At 73.7% G+C, this 15252-nt stretch carries 8 protein-coding genes and 1 pseudogene; 4 read left to right on the top strand and 5 right to left on the bottom strand.

The annotated features are described in order from the left end of the window. Nucleotides 1-792: 792 nt before the first annotated feature. Nucleotides 793-1572: a GOLPH3/VPS74 family protein gene (locus ACZ6X9_RS20405; protein WP_469779404.1), complete on the bottom strand. Its 780-nt coding sequence runs from the start codon at nucleotides 1570-1572 to the stop codon at nucleotides 793-795. Nucleotides 1573-1764: 192 nt separating this feature from the next. Here ACZ6X9_RS20405 and ACZ6X9_RS20400 point away from each other — a divergent pair, with 192 nt between their 5' ends. The 4 genes and pseudogenes from ACZ6X9_RS20400 to ACZ6X9_RS20385 all read left to right on the top strand — a co-directional run. After that, complete coding sequence (locus tag ACZ6X9_RS20400; RefSeq protein WP_469779403.1) at nucleotides 1765-4413, top strand: D-alanyl-D-alanine carboxypeptidase family protein; 2649 nt, start codon at nucleotides 1765-1767, stop codon at nucleotides 4411-4413. 625 nt (nucleotides 4414-5038) lie between these two features. Beyond that, the gene (locus ACZ6X9_RS20395) at nucleotides 5039-6880 is read left to right on the top strand and encodes an MFS transporter (protein WP_469779402.1); all 1842 of its coding nucleotides are present in this window, start codon (nucleotides 5039-5041) and stop codon (nucleotides 6878-6880) included. Between the two features lie 292 nt (nucleotides 6881-7172). After that, entirely contained in the window at nucleotides 7173-7718 is a 546-nt protein-coding gene (locus tag ACZ6X9_RS20390; RefSeq protein WP_469779401.1) for a hypothetical protein, read from the top strand. A gap of 149 nt (nucleotides 7719-7867) precedes the next feature. Next, nucleotides 7868-8572 (top strand): annotated as a pseudogene (locus tag ACZ6X9_RS20385) (class F sortase); the annotation flags it as partial. 600 nt (nucleotides 8573-9172) lie between these two features. Here ACZ6X9_RS20385 and ACZ6X9_RS20380 read toward each other — a convergent pair. The 4 genes from ACZ6X9_RS20380 to ACZ6X9_RS20365 all read right to left on the bottom strand — a co-directional run bounded on the left by ACZ6X9_RS20380 (nucleotide 9173) and on the right by ACZ6X9_RS20365 (nucleotide 15207). Continuing rightward, complete coding sequence (locus ACZ6X9_RS20380) at nucleotides 9173-9739, bottom strand: hypothetical protein (RefSeq protein ID WP_469779400.1); 567 nt, start codon at nucleotides 9737-9739, stop codon at nucleotides 9173-9175. Nucleotides 9740-9810: 71 nt separating this feature from the next. Further along, complete coding sequence (recQ, locus tag ACZ6X9_RS20375) at nucleotides 9811-11721, bottom strand: DNA helicase RecQ (protein WP_469779399.1); 1911 nt, start codon at nucleotides 11719-11721, stop codon at nucleotides 9811-9813. A gap of 355 nt (nucleotides 11722-12076) precedes the next feature. Further along, complete coding sequence (locus ACZ6X9_RS20370) at nucleotides 12077-14158, bottom strand: restriction endonuclease (RefSeq protein ID WP_469779398.1); 2082 nt, start codon at nucleotides 14156-14158, stop codon at nucleotides 12077-12079. Between the two features lie 329 nt (nucleotides 14159-14487). Next, complete coding sequence (locus ACZ6X9_RS20365) at nucleotides 14488-15207, bottom strand: VC0807 family protein (RefSeq protein ID WP_469779397.1); 720 nt, start codon at nucleotides 15205-15207, stop codon at nucleotides 14488-14490. Between the last annotated feature and the right edge of the window lie 45 nt (nucleotides 15208-15252).

The raw sequence follows: 15252 nt of genomic DNA, 5'->3' as shown, positions 1-15252 counted from the left end.
GGACGCACCTCCGGCTCCGTCATGCTGCTGTCTCCTGCTCACGCAGCCTGCCACCACCGGCCGGGGCGGCGCTGGAAAACGCGGACACAGGATCCGCTCGCGGTGACCGTGGTCACGACGGCGACATCCCCGCCGGATGCGCCCGGCGGGGCGCCCACTGTGCCCCGGGGTGCGCGGGGGTGCCCGGTCCCGCCGTAAGGCGCGATTCCGTTTCGGCGTTCCCCGCGCCCGCGCGGTCAGCCCCTCGCCGCGCCCGTCACCTCACCGGAGCGGCGCACAAGTGACCGGAGTTGACCGCTCCGGCCGTGCCGGTGTCGCGTCGGCCTCGCACCGGTGCCGCGCCGGTGCCGCGCCGCCCGGTGGTGCGGCGGCGCGGCGTCGTTGCCGCCACCGTCGTCGTGGCGACGGCGGCCGGTGAAGCGGCGGTGATGCGTGGCACGTGGCACGTGGGTCGTGGCCCGGGTGACACGGACGACGGGTGGGGTGACGGCGGCGTGCGGCGACAAGGAGCACGGTGACCGTCGGGTCGTACGCGTCCGTCGGGCCGTACGTGTCCGTCGGGCCGTACGTGTCCGACAGGCCGTACGTGTCCGTCGGGTCGTACGTGTCCGCCAACGGCCGGACCCGGCGGTCACCGACGTCCACCGCTCTGACACCCGCCACTCACGACGTTTGCCGCTCACCGACGTTTGCCGCTCACTGACACCCGCCGTTCACCGACGCCCCGCGTTCACCGTGCCGGGTGTCATCGGAGCGCGGCGCGTCGCCCGTCCGGTGCTCCCTGCCGAGGCGTCACGAGGCCGCCGCGCGTGCCATGACCCCGCCACGGTGCCCCGCTTGCTGAGGAACGGTTTCAGCAGGTGCGACGCCGCTGCGGACGGCTGCCGTCCGGCGGCCCGAGCCGCCGTTCCCGCCGCCGGCGACGGCCGCGGCCCGGCGCGGCTGTGCCCCGACGCCGTTCTGGACGTCCATCACGGCGTGCGCCACCAGCCCGCCCATCGGGTCGTGCCGGATGAGGTCCCGGAGCCTGGAGCGCGACGAGCGGCCCTCGTTGCCCGGATAGAGGTGCTTGCCCAGGCCGACCGCGTGGGCCAGGGCGGCGAGCGCCGCGGTCCGCGGGTCCGGCGGCACGCCGGTGCGGATCGCGCTGTCCAGCCGGGCCCTGATCTCCCGGCTGATGGCCGTGTCCGTCGCCTGGTACCGGGTGGTCGGCAGCACCCCGCACATCTGGCCGGCGACGGCGTGCACCATGCCGCACCGCTCCAGATGGGTGAGGTACGTCTGACGCAGCCCCAGCCGGGGCCCGCCGATCCAGTGGACCGCGCGGACCGGACTGCCGCGGCGGCGCAGCAGTTCGAGCGCGGTGTCCAGGGTCGGATCTCCTGTGGGCCGTGGCATCACCACGGCGATACGATCCCCGTCTGGGGCTATCCGTCCGGCCAGAGCCAGCTCCACTAGCTGGGCTCCGGCGAGACCGAGGTCGAGCGACTGCGGCTGCGCCGTGGTCCCGGTGGCCGGGTCCAAGGCGAGCAGCAGAAGCTCCTCCGGAATTGTTCTGCGGCTCCTGCCCATCCATGCCTCCCCGCGTGGATGAGTGACAGGGTGACCCCTCTCACATTGGTCTGTCGAGAGTGCGTGGTGGCTTCGGGCGGGAACCGGTAGGTATGTCGTCTCGTCTTGCACATGGGTGAAGCCGGGGAAGCCGCTTGTCGAGCGGTCGCGCGGTGGCACGCCGAGGGCAGAGCACACTGGTAGACGTTGAGAATGTCCGGAACGGCGGAGCGCGAGGCGCTCCGCCCCGGCGTACGGCGTGGGAACGAGGAGGCATCGGTGGCGGGCGAGTCCCCCGACAAGTCTGAGCAGGGGAAGCCGTCGGGGGAGGCGGCCGGCGGTGAGCGCGACCCGAGGCTCGGGGTGCACAAGGAGTCCGGAGCGGCCGTGGCCGTGGCCGGCGGCACCCGTCCCCGCGCGGAGCAGGACGATCGCGACGGCAACGCCGACGGCGACGACAGCGGGGACGCCGGCGGGGCCGCGGGGGAGACGCGTGCCGCCACGCCGTCCGGCGCTTCGTCGGCTTCGGCCTCCGGCGGTTCTTCGGCCTCCGGCAGTTCTTCGGTCTCCGGCGGTTCCTCGGCCTCCGCGGCCGGGCGGCCGGCGGTGAACGGTGGGCGCGCGTCCGGGAACGGCGCGAAGCCCGACGCTTCCGACGACGAGGCAGCCACCGACTCCGCTTCCGACGCGGCCCCCGAGACGGACGCGGAAGCCGATGCGGTCGCAAAGTCCGGCGCCGCCGGTGCGGGCCGGGTGCCGCCGGGCGACGCCCGTCTCAAGGCCGCCGTCGCCGCCTGGATGGCGAACTCGGACGACGACTCACAGGGTGAGTCCCGGAGCGACTCCGGGGCCGCGTCCCGGTCCACCGCGGACGGCCGTGAAGGAAAGGACTCCCTCTCCGACGCGTCGTCCTCCGACACGTCCCCCACCGACCAGCCGACGCAGCTCATCAAGGCACCGGCCCCGATGCCGACCCCCGCGCCGGCCGGCGAGCCCGCCCGTGATGCCCGCGATGGTCGCGACGCCCGCGATGCCCGTGACGCAGCCGCGCGGCCGAAGAACGGCGCCGGACGCGACGACGCGGATGCCCGGCCCGTGGACCGCCCGACCGCCGCCTTCGGCGTCGTCCGCCCGGATTCCGCGGCGTCCGCCGGAAACGCCGGGCCGAAGGGTGACGGCGACGACAGCGGACGCGAGCCCTCCGGCTCCACGCCCGCCGACCAGCCGACCGCCCTGCTCAAGGCCCCCGCCGTGCCGTCCGCGGCCGAGCCCGCCGCCGACCAGGGGCGGAACAGCCGGTTCGTCCCGCTGAAGTCGGACGACGACGCGCCCGCGCTCGGCAAGAAGGCCACCCCCGGCGCCCCCGCCGCCTCCACGGCGGCGGCCGCCGCGGCCGCCGCATCCGCCCGCCCCGCGACGCCGGACCGCCCGGCCGTGCCGGTCAAGGTCACCCCGCCCGCCCCCGCCGCCCGCCCGGCGACCGGCCCCACGGGCCCCGGCGGCCCCGAGCGCACCGCCCAGACACCCCTGCCCGTAGGCCCGGACGGCGAAAAGCAGGCCCCACTCGACCTCCTGGCCCAACTGACCAACACCCCGCCCCCGCCGGAGACGCCGGTGCGGACGGTCATGCGCCGGGTGAAGATCTGGACGCCCATAGTGGTGCTCCTGCTCATCGTCTTCTGCGTAGTCCAGACCTTCCGCCCGCTGCCGGACCCCGCGCTGAAGGCCACCGGCAAGTCGTCCGTCAGTTTCGAGGGCAGCACCCCGCCCATGCCCTGGCCCGTGGAAGGCCAGGCGGTCGTGGACGTGGACGGCCTGGGCCGCGTCGGTTCCTACGGTCAGATGAAGCCGCTGCCCATCGGCAGCGTCGCCAAGGTGATGACCACGTACATCGTGCTGCGCGACCACCGCCTGAAGAAGGGCGAGGCCGGGCCGATGATCGACGTCGATCAGAAGACCGAGAGCGACTACGTCAACGGCGCCAAGGAGCACGAGTCGGTCGTGGAGGCCCGCAAGGGCCAGAAGATCTCCGAGAAGGAGGCTCTTCAGGCGGTCATGCTGCCGTCCGCGAACAACGTCGCGCGCCTGCTCGCCCGCTGGGACGCGGGCAGTGAGCAGGCGTTCATCAAGAAGATGAACGACACGGCCAAGCAGCTCGGCATGAAGGACACCACCTACACCGACGCGAGCGGTCTCGTGGAGAGCACGGTCAGCACGGCCGAGGACCAGGTGAAGCTGGCCAAGAAGGCGATGCAGGACCCCCTCTTCCGGGAGATCTCCCGGGCCACGGAGTACCACTCCACCACCGCGTCCGGCACGGGCACCGCCGTCGAGACCCAGAAGACGCAGCGCAACTTCAACAAGCTCGTCCCCCTCTTCGGCGTGGTCGGCATCAAGACCGGTTCCACGTCCAAGGCCGGCGGCAACCTCCTCTTCGCGGCGGAGAAGAAGGTCGGCAACTCCACGCAGATGATCATCGGAGCGGTCTTCGGGCAGCACAAGAGCCCGATCATCGACACCGCCACCGACTACAGCAAGAAGCTCATCCTGGCGACCGGCAAGGCGCTGACCACGACCACCGTCGTGAAGAAGGGACAGGTCGTCGGCCAGGTCGATGACGGCCTCGGCAACAAGACCCCGGTCGTCGCCGCCAAGGACCTGACCGTGGTCGGCTGGCCCGGCCTCAAGGTCGACCTGAAGCTGGGCACCGACGGCAAGACCATCCCGCACTCGGCCAAGGCCGGCACCAGGGTCGGCACCCTCACCGTCGGCGGCGGCACCGGTGTGATCAAGGTCCCGGTGAACCTCCAGAAGGCACTCGCCGAACCGTCGTTCACCGACAAGATCACACGCCTCGGCTGACCGGCCATCCGAACGCCTGTGGCCCGGCCGCGCACCTCGCGCCCCGGGCCACAGGCGTATCCGGAGTTCGGACTCCCGGAACTCCGCGCAGCGACCATTGCGAGAGCGACGGGCGATGCGAACGTTGCCGGGAAGGCGGCGCGGGAACTTCCGTCCCCGCCAAAGCTGGCCCGCCGGTGCCATCGACCGGAGGGGAGGTGGGGTCCCCTGCGGCTGCGGTACATGGAGTACCTCCGGACCTACTTTTCAGTTGCGAATTGCCTGGATCGCCGGAGAGGGATTCGGCGACCGTATTCCGGCGGGTTCGCGGGCTGCCGGGGCCGCGCCCTGCTGTGAGACGTAGTCGAGGCCGCTACCGCTCGTCCCCGGCGCACTGGTCGGTGGTGCGAGCCGGGGACCGGATGAGTGTGAGGAGCGCGACGCGGTGGCCGTGCTCCCAGGCCGTCGACTCCGCCTTGTGCGACGGTGAAGGGCCGGGGGCGCCTGGTCCGGGGCCGTTCCGGTGATCCTTCGACTCCCGCGGAGCCGTGTTAGCGTCACGCGGTCACCGCGCTGCACCGGACCGGATGGGTCGGGGGAGCGTGGAGAATGGGGGAAGACCTCGGGGAGGACGGGGAGAGCCGCAGTGAGCACCGTGGGTCCGGCGCGGGCCGGGAAAACCGAAGAGCAGGGCAGGGCAGGCGCCGCACCGGCAGGAGCGGGCGTCGCTTCGGCGCGCCCCGGGGTGTGGCCGCGGGCCCGTGCGGTGCTCACCGGGACCGTGCCGGTCACCGTGCTCGTGGCGGCGGTGCTGCACGTGGTGTGGCGGTTCGTGTTCGCCAACAGTGGGGGTGACCTCGCGGCGCAGGACGCCTGGGCCGAGTTCGCGCTCCAGCACCCGACCTCCGCGTACAACCTCGCCTGGTACGGCGGCATGCACCCCGTCTCGTACAGCGTGATCTCGCCGTACCTGATGGCGCAGCTCGGTGTGCGTCCCACGATGATGATCGCGGGCACGGTCGCGTCCGGGCTGATCGCGCTGCTGCTGGTGCGCAGCAAGGCCGTCCGGCGGCCGCTGTGGCCGTCGCTGTACGGCGCCTTCGCGCTGGTCTGCAACGCGATCTCCGGGCGGGTGACGTTCGCGCTGGGTTCCATGTTCGGCCTGGCGGCGGTGGCGGTGATATTCGCCTGGCCGACGCGCTGGCGTGTCGAGCGCCGGTACCGCTGGTCGCGGGCGCTGCTCGCCGCCCTGATGGCGGGCCTGGCGACGGCGTCCAGCCCGGTGGCGGGCCTTTTCGTGGGCATAGTGGCCGCCGCGCTGTGGCTGAGCAGGCGCCGTGCCGCCTCCTACTCGCTGGGTCTGGCGCCGGCCGTGGTGGTGGGCTTGTCGGCGTGGCTCTTCCCGTTCTCCGGGCAGCAGCCGATGGACGTCCCCTCGACGGTCCTGCCGCTGCTCTCGGGCGCCTTCGCGCTCGCCTTCGCCCCGCGCTCCTGGCGGACGGTCCGGATGACGGCCGGGTTGTACATCCTCGGCGTGATACTGGTGTGGCTGATCCCCTCCCAGATCGGTACCAACATCGCCCGGCTCGGCATGATCTTCGGCGGTGTGGTGCTGCTCGCCGCCCTGCAGGAGGCCGAGGTGCCCCCGCGGGCCGAGTGGCTGCGCAAGGGCCGGATGTGGACGGCGACCGTCCTCGCGCTGGTCACGGTGACCGTCTGGCAGGTGGTGAACTCCACCGCCGACATCATCAACACCACCCCCGCCGCCTCCTGGGCGCGCGAGATGGCGCCGCTGGTGGACCGGCTGCAGAAGCTCGACGCCGACCGCGGCCGGGTCGAGGTCGTCCCCGCCCGCAGCCACCGTGAGGCGTCGGCCCTCGCCCCGTACGTCAACCTGGCGCGCGGCTGGAACCGGCAGGCCGACATGAAGCGGAACCCCGTCTTCTACAAGGAGGGGCTGCTCGACCCGCAGAGCTACCGCACCTGGCTCGACCGCTGGGCCGTGCACTACGTCGTCCTACCGATCGGCGAGCCCGACCACGCCGCCGTGAAGGAGGCCGAGCTCGTCGGCAAGGGCCAGCCCTACCTCGACGAGGTGTGGTCGGACGCGAACTGGCGGCTCTTCGCGGTCAAGAACCCGACGCCGCTGGCCGCGCCCCCGGCGGAGGTCCTGCGCGCGGACTCCGACGAGCTCTCCCTCACCGTGCCGTCCGCCGGACCGGTCCTCATCCGGATCCCCTACACGCCCTGGCTGGGGCTGGTGGACGAGTCCGGCAAGCCCGTCGAGCCGCCGAAGGCCGGGCCGGGCGGAGCGCCGGCGGTGAACGAGCGCGGCTGCCTCACGAAGAAGGTGGAACAGCCGCCGGGCGAGGACGACCCCGAGGACGACTGGACGGTGCTGCACGCGCCGCACCCCGGTACGTACCGCATCGGCGCGCCGTACAAGTTCCCGCGCGGGACGGGCTGCCCCGACGACATGGCGCCTTGACGGCGGCGAAGCCTCCGCTTCCTGCCGCCCCGCGCGAAGCCTCCGCTTCCTGACGCCCCGCCGCCCGTACCACCGGTCGCCGGGCGGGGACGCACACCCCGCCGGTGGCGTGCCCCGTCCGGCGGACACCCGTCACCCGTCCGTCGGTACGCGCCCGCGCCCACCGGAGATCACCCGTTCGTCGTCGCGCGGCGTGCGGCACCGGCCACGGACCGTTTCGCTCGGAAGTGCGCGGAACCTCCCACCTGCTGCGGCACATCGGTGTGCCGCGTCCGCGCACGGAGGAACGAGCATGCGTACTGCACGAGTGCTGGCCGGAGCCGTCCTGACCATAGCCGTCGCCGGGCTGCCCTGCGCCCCCGCCTTCGCCGGGGACTTCGACAAGCTGGAGATCGAACCGGGTACGGCGTCGCCGGGCGCGACGGTCACGGTGAGCACACTCGCCTGCGGCAAGCACGGCATGGGCTCCGGTGACGCGAGCGCCGTCGGCGGGCCCTCGGCGTTCGAGCTCAAGCCGGGCACCCACAAGGAGCTGGTGGTCGGCCAGTTCAACGTGCCGGAGGCGGCCAAAGCGGGCACCTACGGCATCGGCGTGAAGTGCAAGAACGGCAAGGAAGCCACCGGCGACCTGGTCGTCACCACCGGCTCGCCGTCCTCCGCCCCCACCAAGCCCGGCAAGCCGGCCGCCCCGCCGAAGGGCGGCATGCAGACCGGCGCCGGCGGCACCAGCGAGGGCTCGGGCACGGCCGAGATCATCGCGGGCGCGGCCGTGCTGGGCGCCGCCGCGGTGGGCGGTACCTGGTTCCTGCGCCGCCGCGCGGGCACCGACCGGGCCTGAGCGCCCGTTCCGCCCGCCGGTCCCCGGTTCCGGCCCCGGTCCCCCGCGGGCCGGCCGGGGACCGGCGGGAAGGCCGGGGCCCAGGACGGGCCGGCCGAGCAGGGGGGAAGACCGCCGTACACCCGTCGGTGGAGGACGGTGACACCTCGATGAGCCGGACGACGCGCCCCGCGCGCCCCCTGTGGCCCACGCTGCGCACCGCGGTCGCCACATGGCTGACCGCCCGCCCGACAACCGCCGTCGCGCTCGTCGCGGCCGGCCTGTTCTCCGGCTGCTGGCTGATAGACAGCGGGTCCCGAGCGGCCGCCCCGCCGCCGCAGCCCTCCCGGGCCGAGGCGTTCCCCGCGGGCGGCGCGGGCGCCTTGGCCCCGCACCTCCGGGACCCGCTGATACGGCCGCTGCCGCCGGTCACCCCCGTCCGGGTGCGCATCCCCCAGATCAAGGTCGACGCGCCGCTGCGCGGGCTCCGGCTCCAGTCGGACGGCAGCCTCGCCAGCCCGCCGCGGGACGAGAAGAACCTCGCCGGCTGGTACGAGGCCGGCACCGCGCCCGGCACCATCGGCACCGCGGTCGTCGCCGGCCACGTGGACACCCCCACCGGCCCGGCCGTCTTCTACAACCTCGGCGCCCTGAAGAAGCAGGACGTCGTCGAGATCGTCCGCGCCGACGGCCGGACGGCCGTCTTCACCATCGACGCCATCGAGGTGTACGACCGGGGGGACTTCCCGTCCCGGAAGGTCTACGGGGCGTCGGGGCGGGCCGAGTTGCGGGTGATCACGTGCGGGGGCGGATTCTCCGAGGAGCGCCACGCGTACCTGGGGAACGTGGTGGTGTACGCGCACCTCGCGAAGGTCGTCGAACCGGGCGGCGGCCGCGGCCGCGCGGGCGCCGGCCCGTCGTCCGCGCCTCCCCACGCGCCCTCGCCCGTACCCCCGTCCGCGCCGTCGTCCGCGCCCGCCACCGTGTCCACGGCCGGGCCCGCGCACTCGTCGTCGCGGCCGGCCGGGCCGGCGGGGAAGCCCGCCGCGCCGCCCCGCCCGGACCGGCCGCGGGCGTCCACGGCTCCCGTGCGGCCGGCACCGCCGAAGGCCGGTGACCACCGGACCGTCGCCCCCGGGCCTCACTCGCCTGCCGCCCCGCCTCCGTCCAAGTCCCGCGCGAGCGGCGCCCGTTGAGATCGAGGGCGTCAATGTCGCCGGGGGGCCACGTCGCCAGAGGGCGCCTCGTCGGCGCCGGGAGACCACCCCGCCGGTAACCACCCCGCCGGTAAACCCCTCCGCTGGCAGCCCCCGCCGCCGGTAACCACCCACCGGTAACCACTCGTCGGGAGGCCGCCCCGCCGGTACCCCCCTCCGCCGGTACCCCCGGGTTCCCCCGCCGGGAAACCCCTCATCGGGGGGAGCTCATCTGACCGGGGACTCACCTCACCGGGGGTGCCCGCCCGGCCGAGGTCGTCAACCCCGCCGGGCGAGGACCCGTTCCCGGCGCGCGGCCACCGCGTCCGCGGTCAGCGGGGCGCGGACGGCGTACACGTCACCGACCCGCAGCCGGTCCGGAGTGCTGTACTCGTCGCACAGGCCGACGACGGAGAGCTCCACCCCGGAGTCCGGCTGCCGGAACGAGCGGTAGTAGGGCGCGTTGGCCGGGTCCTCCGGTATCTCCACCAGCGGCACTCCGCGCCGTTCCAGCAGGCGGCGGAGCTTGTCGAAACGGAGCCGCGGGGTGAAGCGCCCGTACCGCTCACGCAGCGGTGAGCTCTTGAACGTCTTTCCCCGGTAGGCCAGTCGGTGCACCTGGAGCGTGAAGTGGTGCCCCTCCCAGGGCAGGTGCCCGGCCTCGCGCGTCCAGTGGAACTCGGCCAGGCCGTAGTCGCGGCACATGGCGTGCTCCCCGAAGACGTTGTCACCGAAGTCCGGGCCGAGCACCTCGGTGACGCGCTCGGGGGAGTCGGTCGGGCGCAGGCCGAGGACGGTTCCGGTGGTGACGACGTCCACGTAGAACGCCAGGGAGTACGGGGTCACGCGGCTCCTCTCCAGAGGCGGCGGCCGGCGGGGGCAGGGGGCGGGGGCCGGTGTGGCGGCGGGGCGGGGCGTCAGTCCGTCGAGGCCGGCGCCGTCTCCTCCGGCGCGCCCAGCCCCTTCAATACCTCCAGGATGTGCTCCCCGTACTTCACCAGCTTGTTCTCACCCACGCCGTTCACCGCGGCCAGGCCGTCCAGTGAGTCCGGCAGGGCCGTCGCGATCTCCCGCAGCGTCGCGTCGTGGAAGATCACGTAGGCGGGGACGCCCTGCTCCTTCGCCGTGGCGGCGCGCCAGGCGCGGAGCTCCTCGAAGACGGGTACCGCGGCCGCCGGCAGCTCGGCCACCGCCGCACGGCTCCCCGACCGGCCGCCACCGCCGGACGCGGACTTCGTCCGGGCCGTCTTCCGCTCCGGCTCCCGGCGCAACAGCACCTGGCGCCGGCCGCCCAGCACGTCCCCGCTGGTGTCGGTGAGGACGAGCGTGCCGTACTCGCCCTCCACCGTGAGCAGCCCCTCGGCCAGCAACTGCCGTACCACGCCCCGCCATTCGACGGCACTGAGCTCCGTGCCGATACCGAAGACCGTGAGCTGGTCGTGGTCGAACTGGATGACCTTGGCCGTCCGCTTGCCGAGCAGGATGTCGATGATCTGGCCGGCGCCGAACTTCTGGCCGCGCTCGCGCGCCAGCCGGAAGACCGCCGAGAGGAACTTCTGCGCGGCGACGGTGCCGTCCCAGGTGACGGGCGGTGTCAGGCAGGTGTCGCAGTTGCCGCACGGCTCACCGTGCTGGCCGAAGTAGGCCAGCAGCCGGACCCGGCGGCACTCCACCGTCTCGCAGAGGGCGAGCATCGCCTCCAGGTGGGCGGCCAGTCGCCGGCGATGCGCCTCGTCGCCCTCCGAACCGTCGATCATCTTCCGCTGCTGGACCACGTCCTGCAGGCCGTACGCCAGCCAGGCCGTGGACGGCAGGCCGTCGCGCCCGGCGCGGCCGGTCTCCTGGTAGTAGCCCTCGACGGACTTCGGCAGGTCCAGGTGGGCCACGAAGCGGACGTCCGGCTTGTCGATGCCCATGCCGAAGGCGATGGTGGCGACCATCACCAGGCCGTCCTCGCGGAGGAAGCGCGCCTGGTTGGCGGCGCGCACGCGAGCGTCCAGACCCGCGTGGTACGGCAGCGCCTCGACGCCCTCCCGGACCAGGAACGCGGCCGTGTCCTCCACGCTCTTGCGGGACAGGCAGTAGACGACGCCCGCGTCACCCGCGTGCTCGCCGCGGATCAGCTCCAGGAGCTGGCGGCGCGGCTCGTTCTTCTGCACGATGCGGTACTGGATGTTGGGCCGGTCGAAGCTCGCCACGAAGTGACGGGCGTCACCGAGCCGCAGCCGCGCGGCGATCTCCCGGCGGGTGGCGTCCGTGGCGGTCGCGGTCAGCGCGATGCGCGGCACGTCGGGCCAGCGCTCGTGCAGCGCGGACAAGGCCAGGTAGTCGGGCCGGAAGTCGTGGCCCCACTGGGCGACACAGTGTGCCTCGTCGATGGCGAAGACCGAGACCTTGCCCCGGTCCAGCAGGCTCATCGTCGACTCGAGCCGCAGTCGCTCGGGGGCGAGGTAGAGCACGTCCAGCTCGCCCGACAGGAACTCGGCCTCGACCATGCGGCGCTCGTCGAGGTCCTGCGTCGAGTTCAGGAAGCCCGCGCGGACGCCGAGCGCCCGGAGGGCGTCCACCTGGTCCTGCATCAGGGCGATCAGCGGCGAGACGACCACCCCGACACCCGGTCTGACCAGGGCGGGGATTTGGTAGCACAGCGACTTGCCGCCGCCTGTGGGCATCAGGACGAGCGCGTCGCCACCCGCGACGACGTGCTCGATGATCTCTTCCTGCGCTCCGCGGAAGGCGTCGTAACCGAAGACGCGGCGCAGGACGCCCAGCGCCTCGCTCGACGCTCCGGGCTCACGGGTCGCGGTGGTCTCGGTGAGGTCGGCCATTCGGGCAGTCTACGAGGAATGGCGCGGCCGAGCGGGTGATCAAGGAAGCCTGTGGACGGCGGATGGATTGTGGACAAGCCTCTCACCCTCGGGTGTCCCGGCGAACGCTCCGACCACCTGCATCCCCTCGGGCGCTCCCGTCACCTCGCCTTGGCAGGTGCTCCCGTCACCGCGTCCCGACAGGCGCTCTCGCCGAGCCGCACTGTCAGGTGCCCCCGCCATCCCGCCCTGTCCGGTGCCCCCGCCGCCCCGTCCCGTCAGGTGCTCCCGTCGCGCCGCCCTGCCAGGCGCTCCCGTCACCCCGTCCCAGAGGGCGCTCCCGCCGCCCCGCCCGTCCTATGCCGCCCCGCCCGCCCTACGCGACCTCTATCCCGTACTCCTGCACCAGAGCCTCCAGGCCCCCCGGATACCCCTTGCCCCCCACCACGAAGTCCCAGTTCCCGCCGGACCGCTTCCGGAACGAACCCAGCACCAGCGCCGTCTCGCCCGGCCGGCCGTCCGAGACCTCCAACTGCCCGAGCTCCGCTCCCGCCGCGTCCGCGAGCCGTATCCGGGCGTCGGTGAAGCGGGAGAGGTCCGCGTCGGGGTTGACCTCGGGGTCTATGGCCGCCGCCAGCACCAGCCGGTCCGCCGGCTCGGGCAGCGCGTCGAATGCCACCCGCAGTGCCGCCTTGTCCCCGGGCAGCGGCTCGACCGACCGCACGGTGCCGTCGGGCGTGCGGGGATTGTTGTAGAAGACGAAGTGGTCGTCGCTGAGGACGCGGGAGCCGCGGCAGACCAGGGCGCAGACGTCCAGGGCGACGCCACCGGACCAGGACATGCCCAGCACGTTGTGGTCGGCGGGCTCGGGGGAGCCCTCGGGGCCGGGAGCCGCCGGACGGGTGCGGGACGCCCCGCCGCCGTCGGGGGCCGCCCCGTCCGCCGGGCCCAGCCGCCCCCGCAGCCCGTGCTGCGCCAGCAGCGCCACCAGCTCCTCGCCGTTCACCAGCGTCAGCGGCTTGCCGTTCGCGAACGCGTACGAGCCCGGGCCGAAGCGGGACGTCGTCACCAGGACGCCCTTGTTGGCCCCCGCCCCCTGCACCGTCCCGAACAGATCCCGGACGGCCGTCGGGGGCACCGTCTTCCGGTACCGCTTCACCTGGACGATGATCCGGCCGCCGCTGATCGGGTCGGGGTCCAGCGCCTCGACGTCCACCCCGCCGTCGTTCGACCGGGTCGTCATCACCGCCCGCATCCCGCGCGCCCGGAACAGCTCCGCGACCAGCGCCTCGAACTCCACCGGGTCCATCTCGAACAGGTCCGGGTCGCCGTCGTCCCCGCCACCGTGCGACACCACGCCCCGGCCGACCTCGTCGGGCGTCCGCTCGGCCCGGACGGCCGTGCGCTGGTCGGGCCGCGCCGACAGCCGGCCGCCCAGCCCGTCCACCAGGCAGTCCGGCGCGCTCACCTGCTCCAGGTGCAGCCGTCCGAACGCCGCCCGGTCCACCGTGACCGCCGCCAGCACCAGCCGCGCCCGCCGGCCCGTCACCGGATCGTGGTCGTCGACGAAACCGTTGAGGACGACGGACTCCAGCGCCCCGAACTCGTCCGCGGCGAACAGCTCCCGCACCGCCAGCAGTACGCACTGCGCCACCACGTCCCGGTAGAGCGCGCGGCGCTGGGTCACCGGGCGGGCCGTCTCCTTCTCCTGGTCGGCGGTCGGCATGTAGCGCACCGACTTCACCTCGGGCACCACGTCGAACCCCGGCAGCTCCCACTCCAGGACGAGCTGCCGCGCCCCCGGGTCGTAGGCGGCGGACACCTGGTGCGGGAACTCCTCCGGCCAGGCGGACGACGCGTACAGTGCCGCCGAGAAGTAGTCCACCACCGCGTCCGGGTCCCCGGCCCGCAGCGCCGCCACCAGCTCCGCGACGCCCGCGTTGTGCTGCCGGACCTGCGTCAGCCGGGCCGCCGCCCACTGGTCGTACTGTTGCCGGTAGCCGGCGAGCTGCCGCTGCCGCAGCGCCTCCGCCTCCTGGGCCGCCCGCAGGTCGCGCTCGTACTGCGACCGCCGCCCGAACCCGTACCGCGCCGGGTCGGGCAACGGCGTCGGCACCCCCAGGTGGCCCGGGTTGAAGGGCTCCAGCGCCTCCGGCTCCGTCAGCCGCGCCGCCGAGAACGCCGGCGCCGCACACCCCGTGCGCAGCAGCCCCTCCAGCTCCGCGACCCGCGCCTCCAGCTCCTCCGTCCGCCGCCGCGCCTCCGCCTCGCGCGCCTGCCGGTAGGCCGCCCTCCGCTCCCGGTCCAGCCGAGCGGCCTCCCGCTGGGCCGCCCGCTGCGCCCGCTCCCGCTCCCGCTGCTCCTGAACCTCCGCCCGGTGCCGGAGCTCCTGCTGCCGGTTCTGCGCGCGCTGGGCCTCGGCCCAGATGCCTATCAGCCCGTTGGAGCGACGAGTCATGGCGGATTCAGCCCTCCCCCCGAGACCGATCCGTCCCGGTACCGCGATACGTACTGGCTCCATGACCAGCGGTGACCCGTCAACTCTAGTCGCGCGGGACCGGGCTGACGGCGGGCCTCCGCCCGCCGGTCGCACCGGGCGTATCGCCGCTCGGCACTCATGGATAGCCGTGCACGTGGAAGTTGACGCCTGGTCGGATGTTCGTCAACGGTGCGTTGACGGCGGGTGACGCCCGGTACGACCCGAAGCGGTCCGGCCTCCAGGCCGGACACGCGGGAGGACCGCGCCTTGGGCAGGACGCGGGTCCTCGGATGGCCGGGGATGGGAGGTTACGCCGTCGCCGCACCGGTCTCCGACGCGGCCGCCTCCTCGTCCAGCAGCTTCTCCATCGGGCCCACGCCCACCGCGCCGCCCACCACCATGCCCGCCACGATGGCACCCAGAAGCATCGCCGTGGAGCCCCACGAGGCCATCACGTCGACGGGGAGCGTGTAGGCGCCGATCACGCGGGCCACGCACTCGGTGAGCAGGGAGACGCCCCAGACGGCGCTGTACCGCCGCTCCAGACCCCGGAAGCGGGCGTTCCCCGACGCCAGGCGCTCCCACGCGGCGGCCTTCGCCGAACTGCCCTTGACCAGCATGGGCTTGAGGCCGGCGGTCATCAGGGGCGTGCCCCGGAGGGCGGACCAGAGGATGGCGCCACCGATGAAGCTGCTGATGACGGAGTCCTTGGCGATCATCAGGCGGACGTCGCCGGTGGCGAAGCTCAGGGCCATGGACAGGAGGTTGACGAGCAGCATCACGCCGGCCAGCCCGTTCACCGTGCGCTCGCGCACCACACTGACGACGGTGCGGACGGCGGGCACCACGCTGCTGAGGGCCAGGGAGAGGACGAGACCGAGCCCGAGGCCCGCGTGCAGCAGGTAGTAGCTGCCCAGCGGCACGGCCACGTCCAGCAGGAGCGGCTTGAACGCGGTGAGGAGCGGGTGCTCCTCGCGCGCCGGCGCTGTGGGGGTGGCGGTGGCGGTCTGGGCCGTTGCCTGCGACATGTGGGCTGCTCCTGGGCTGGTCTCGGGGTGGTCCCGGGGTGCTGA

It is taken from the genome of Streptomyces sp. NPDC052910, assembly GCF_055585605.1.
This window is presented reverse-complemented; position numbering and strand designations above follow the sequence as displayed.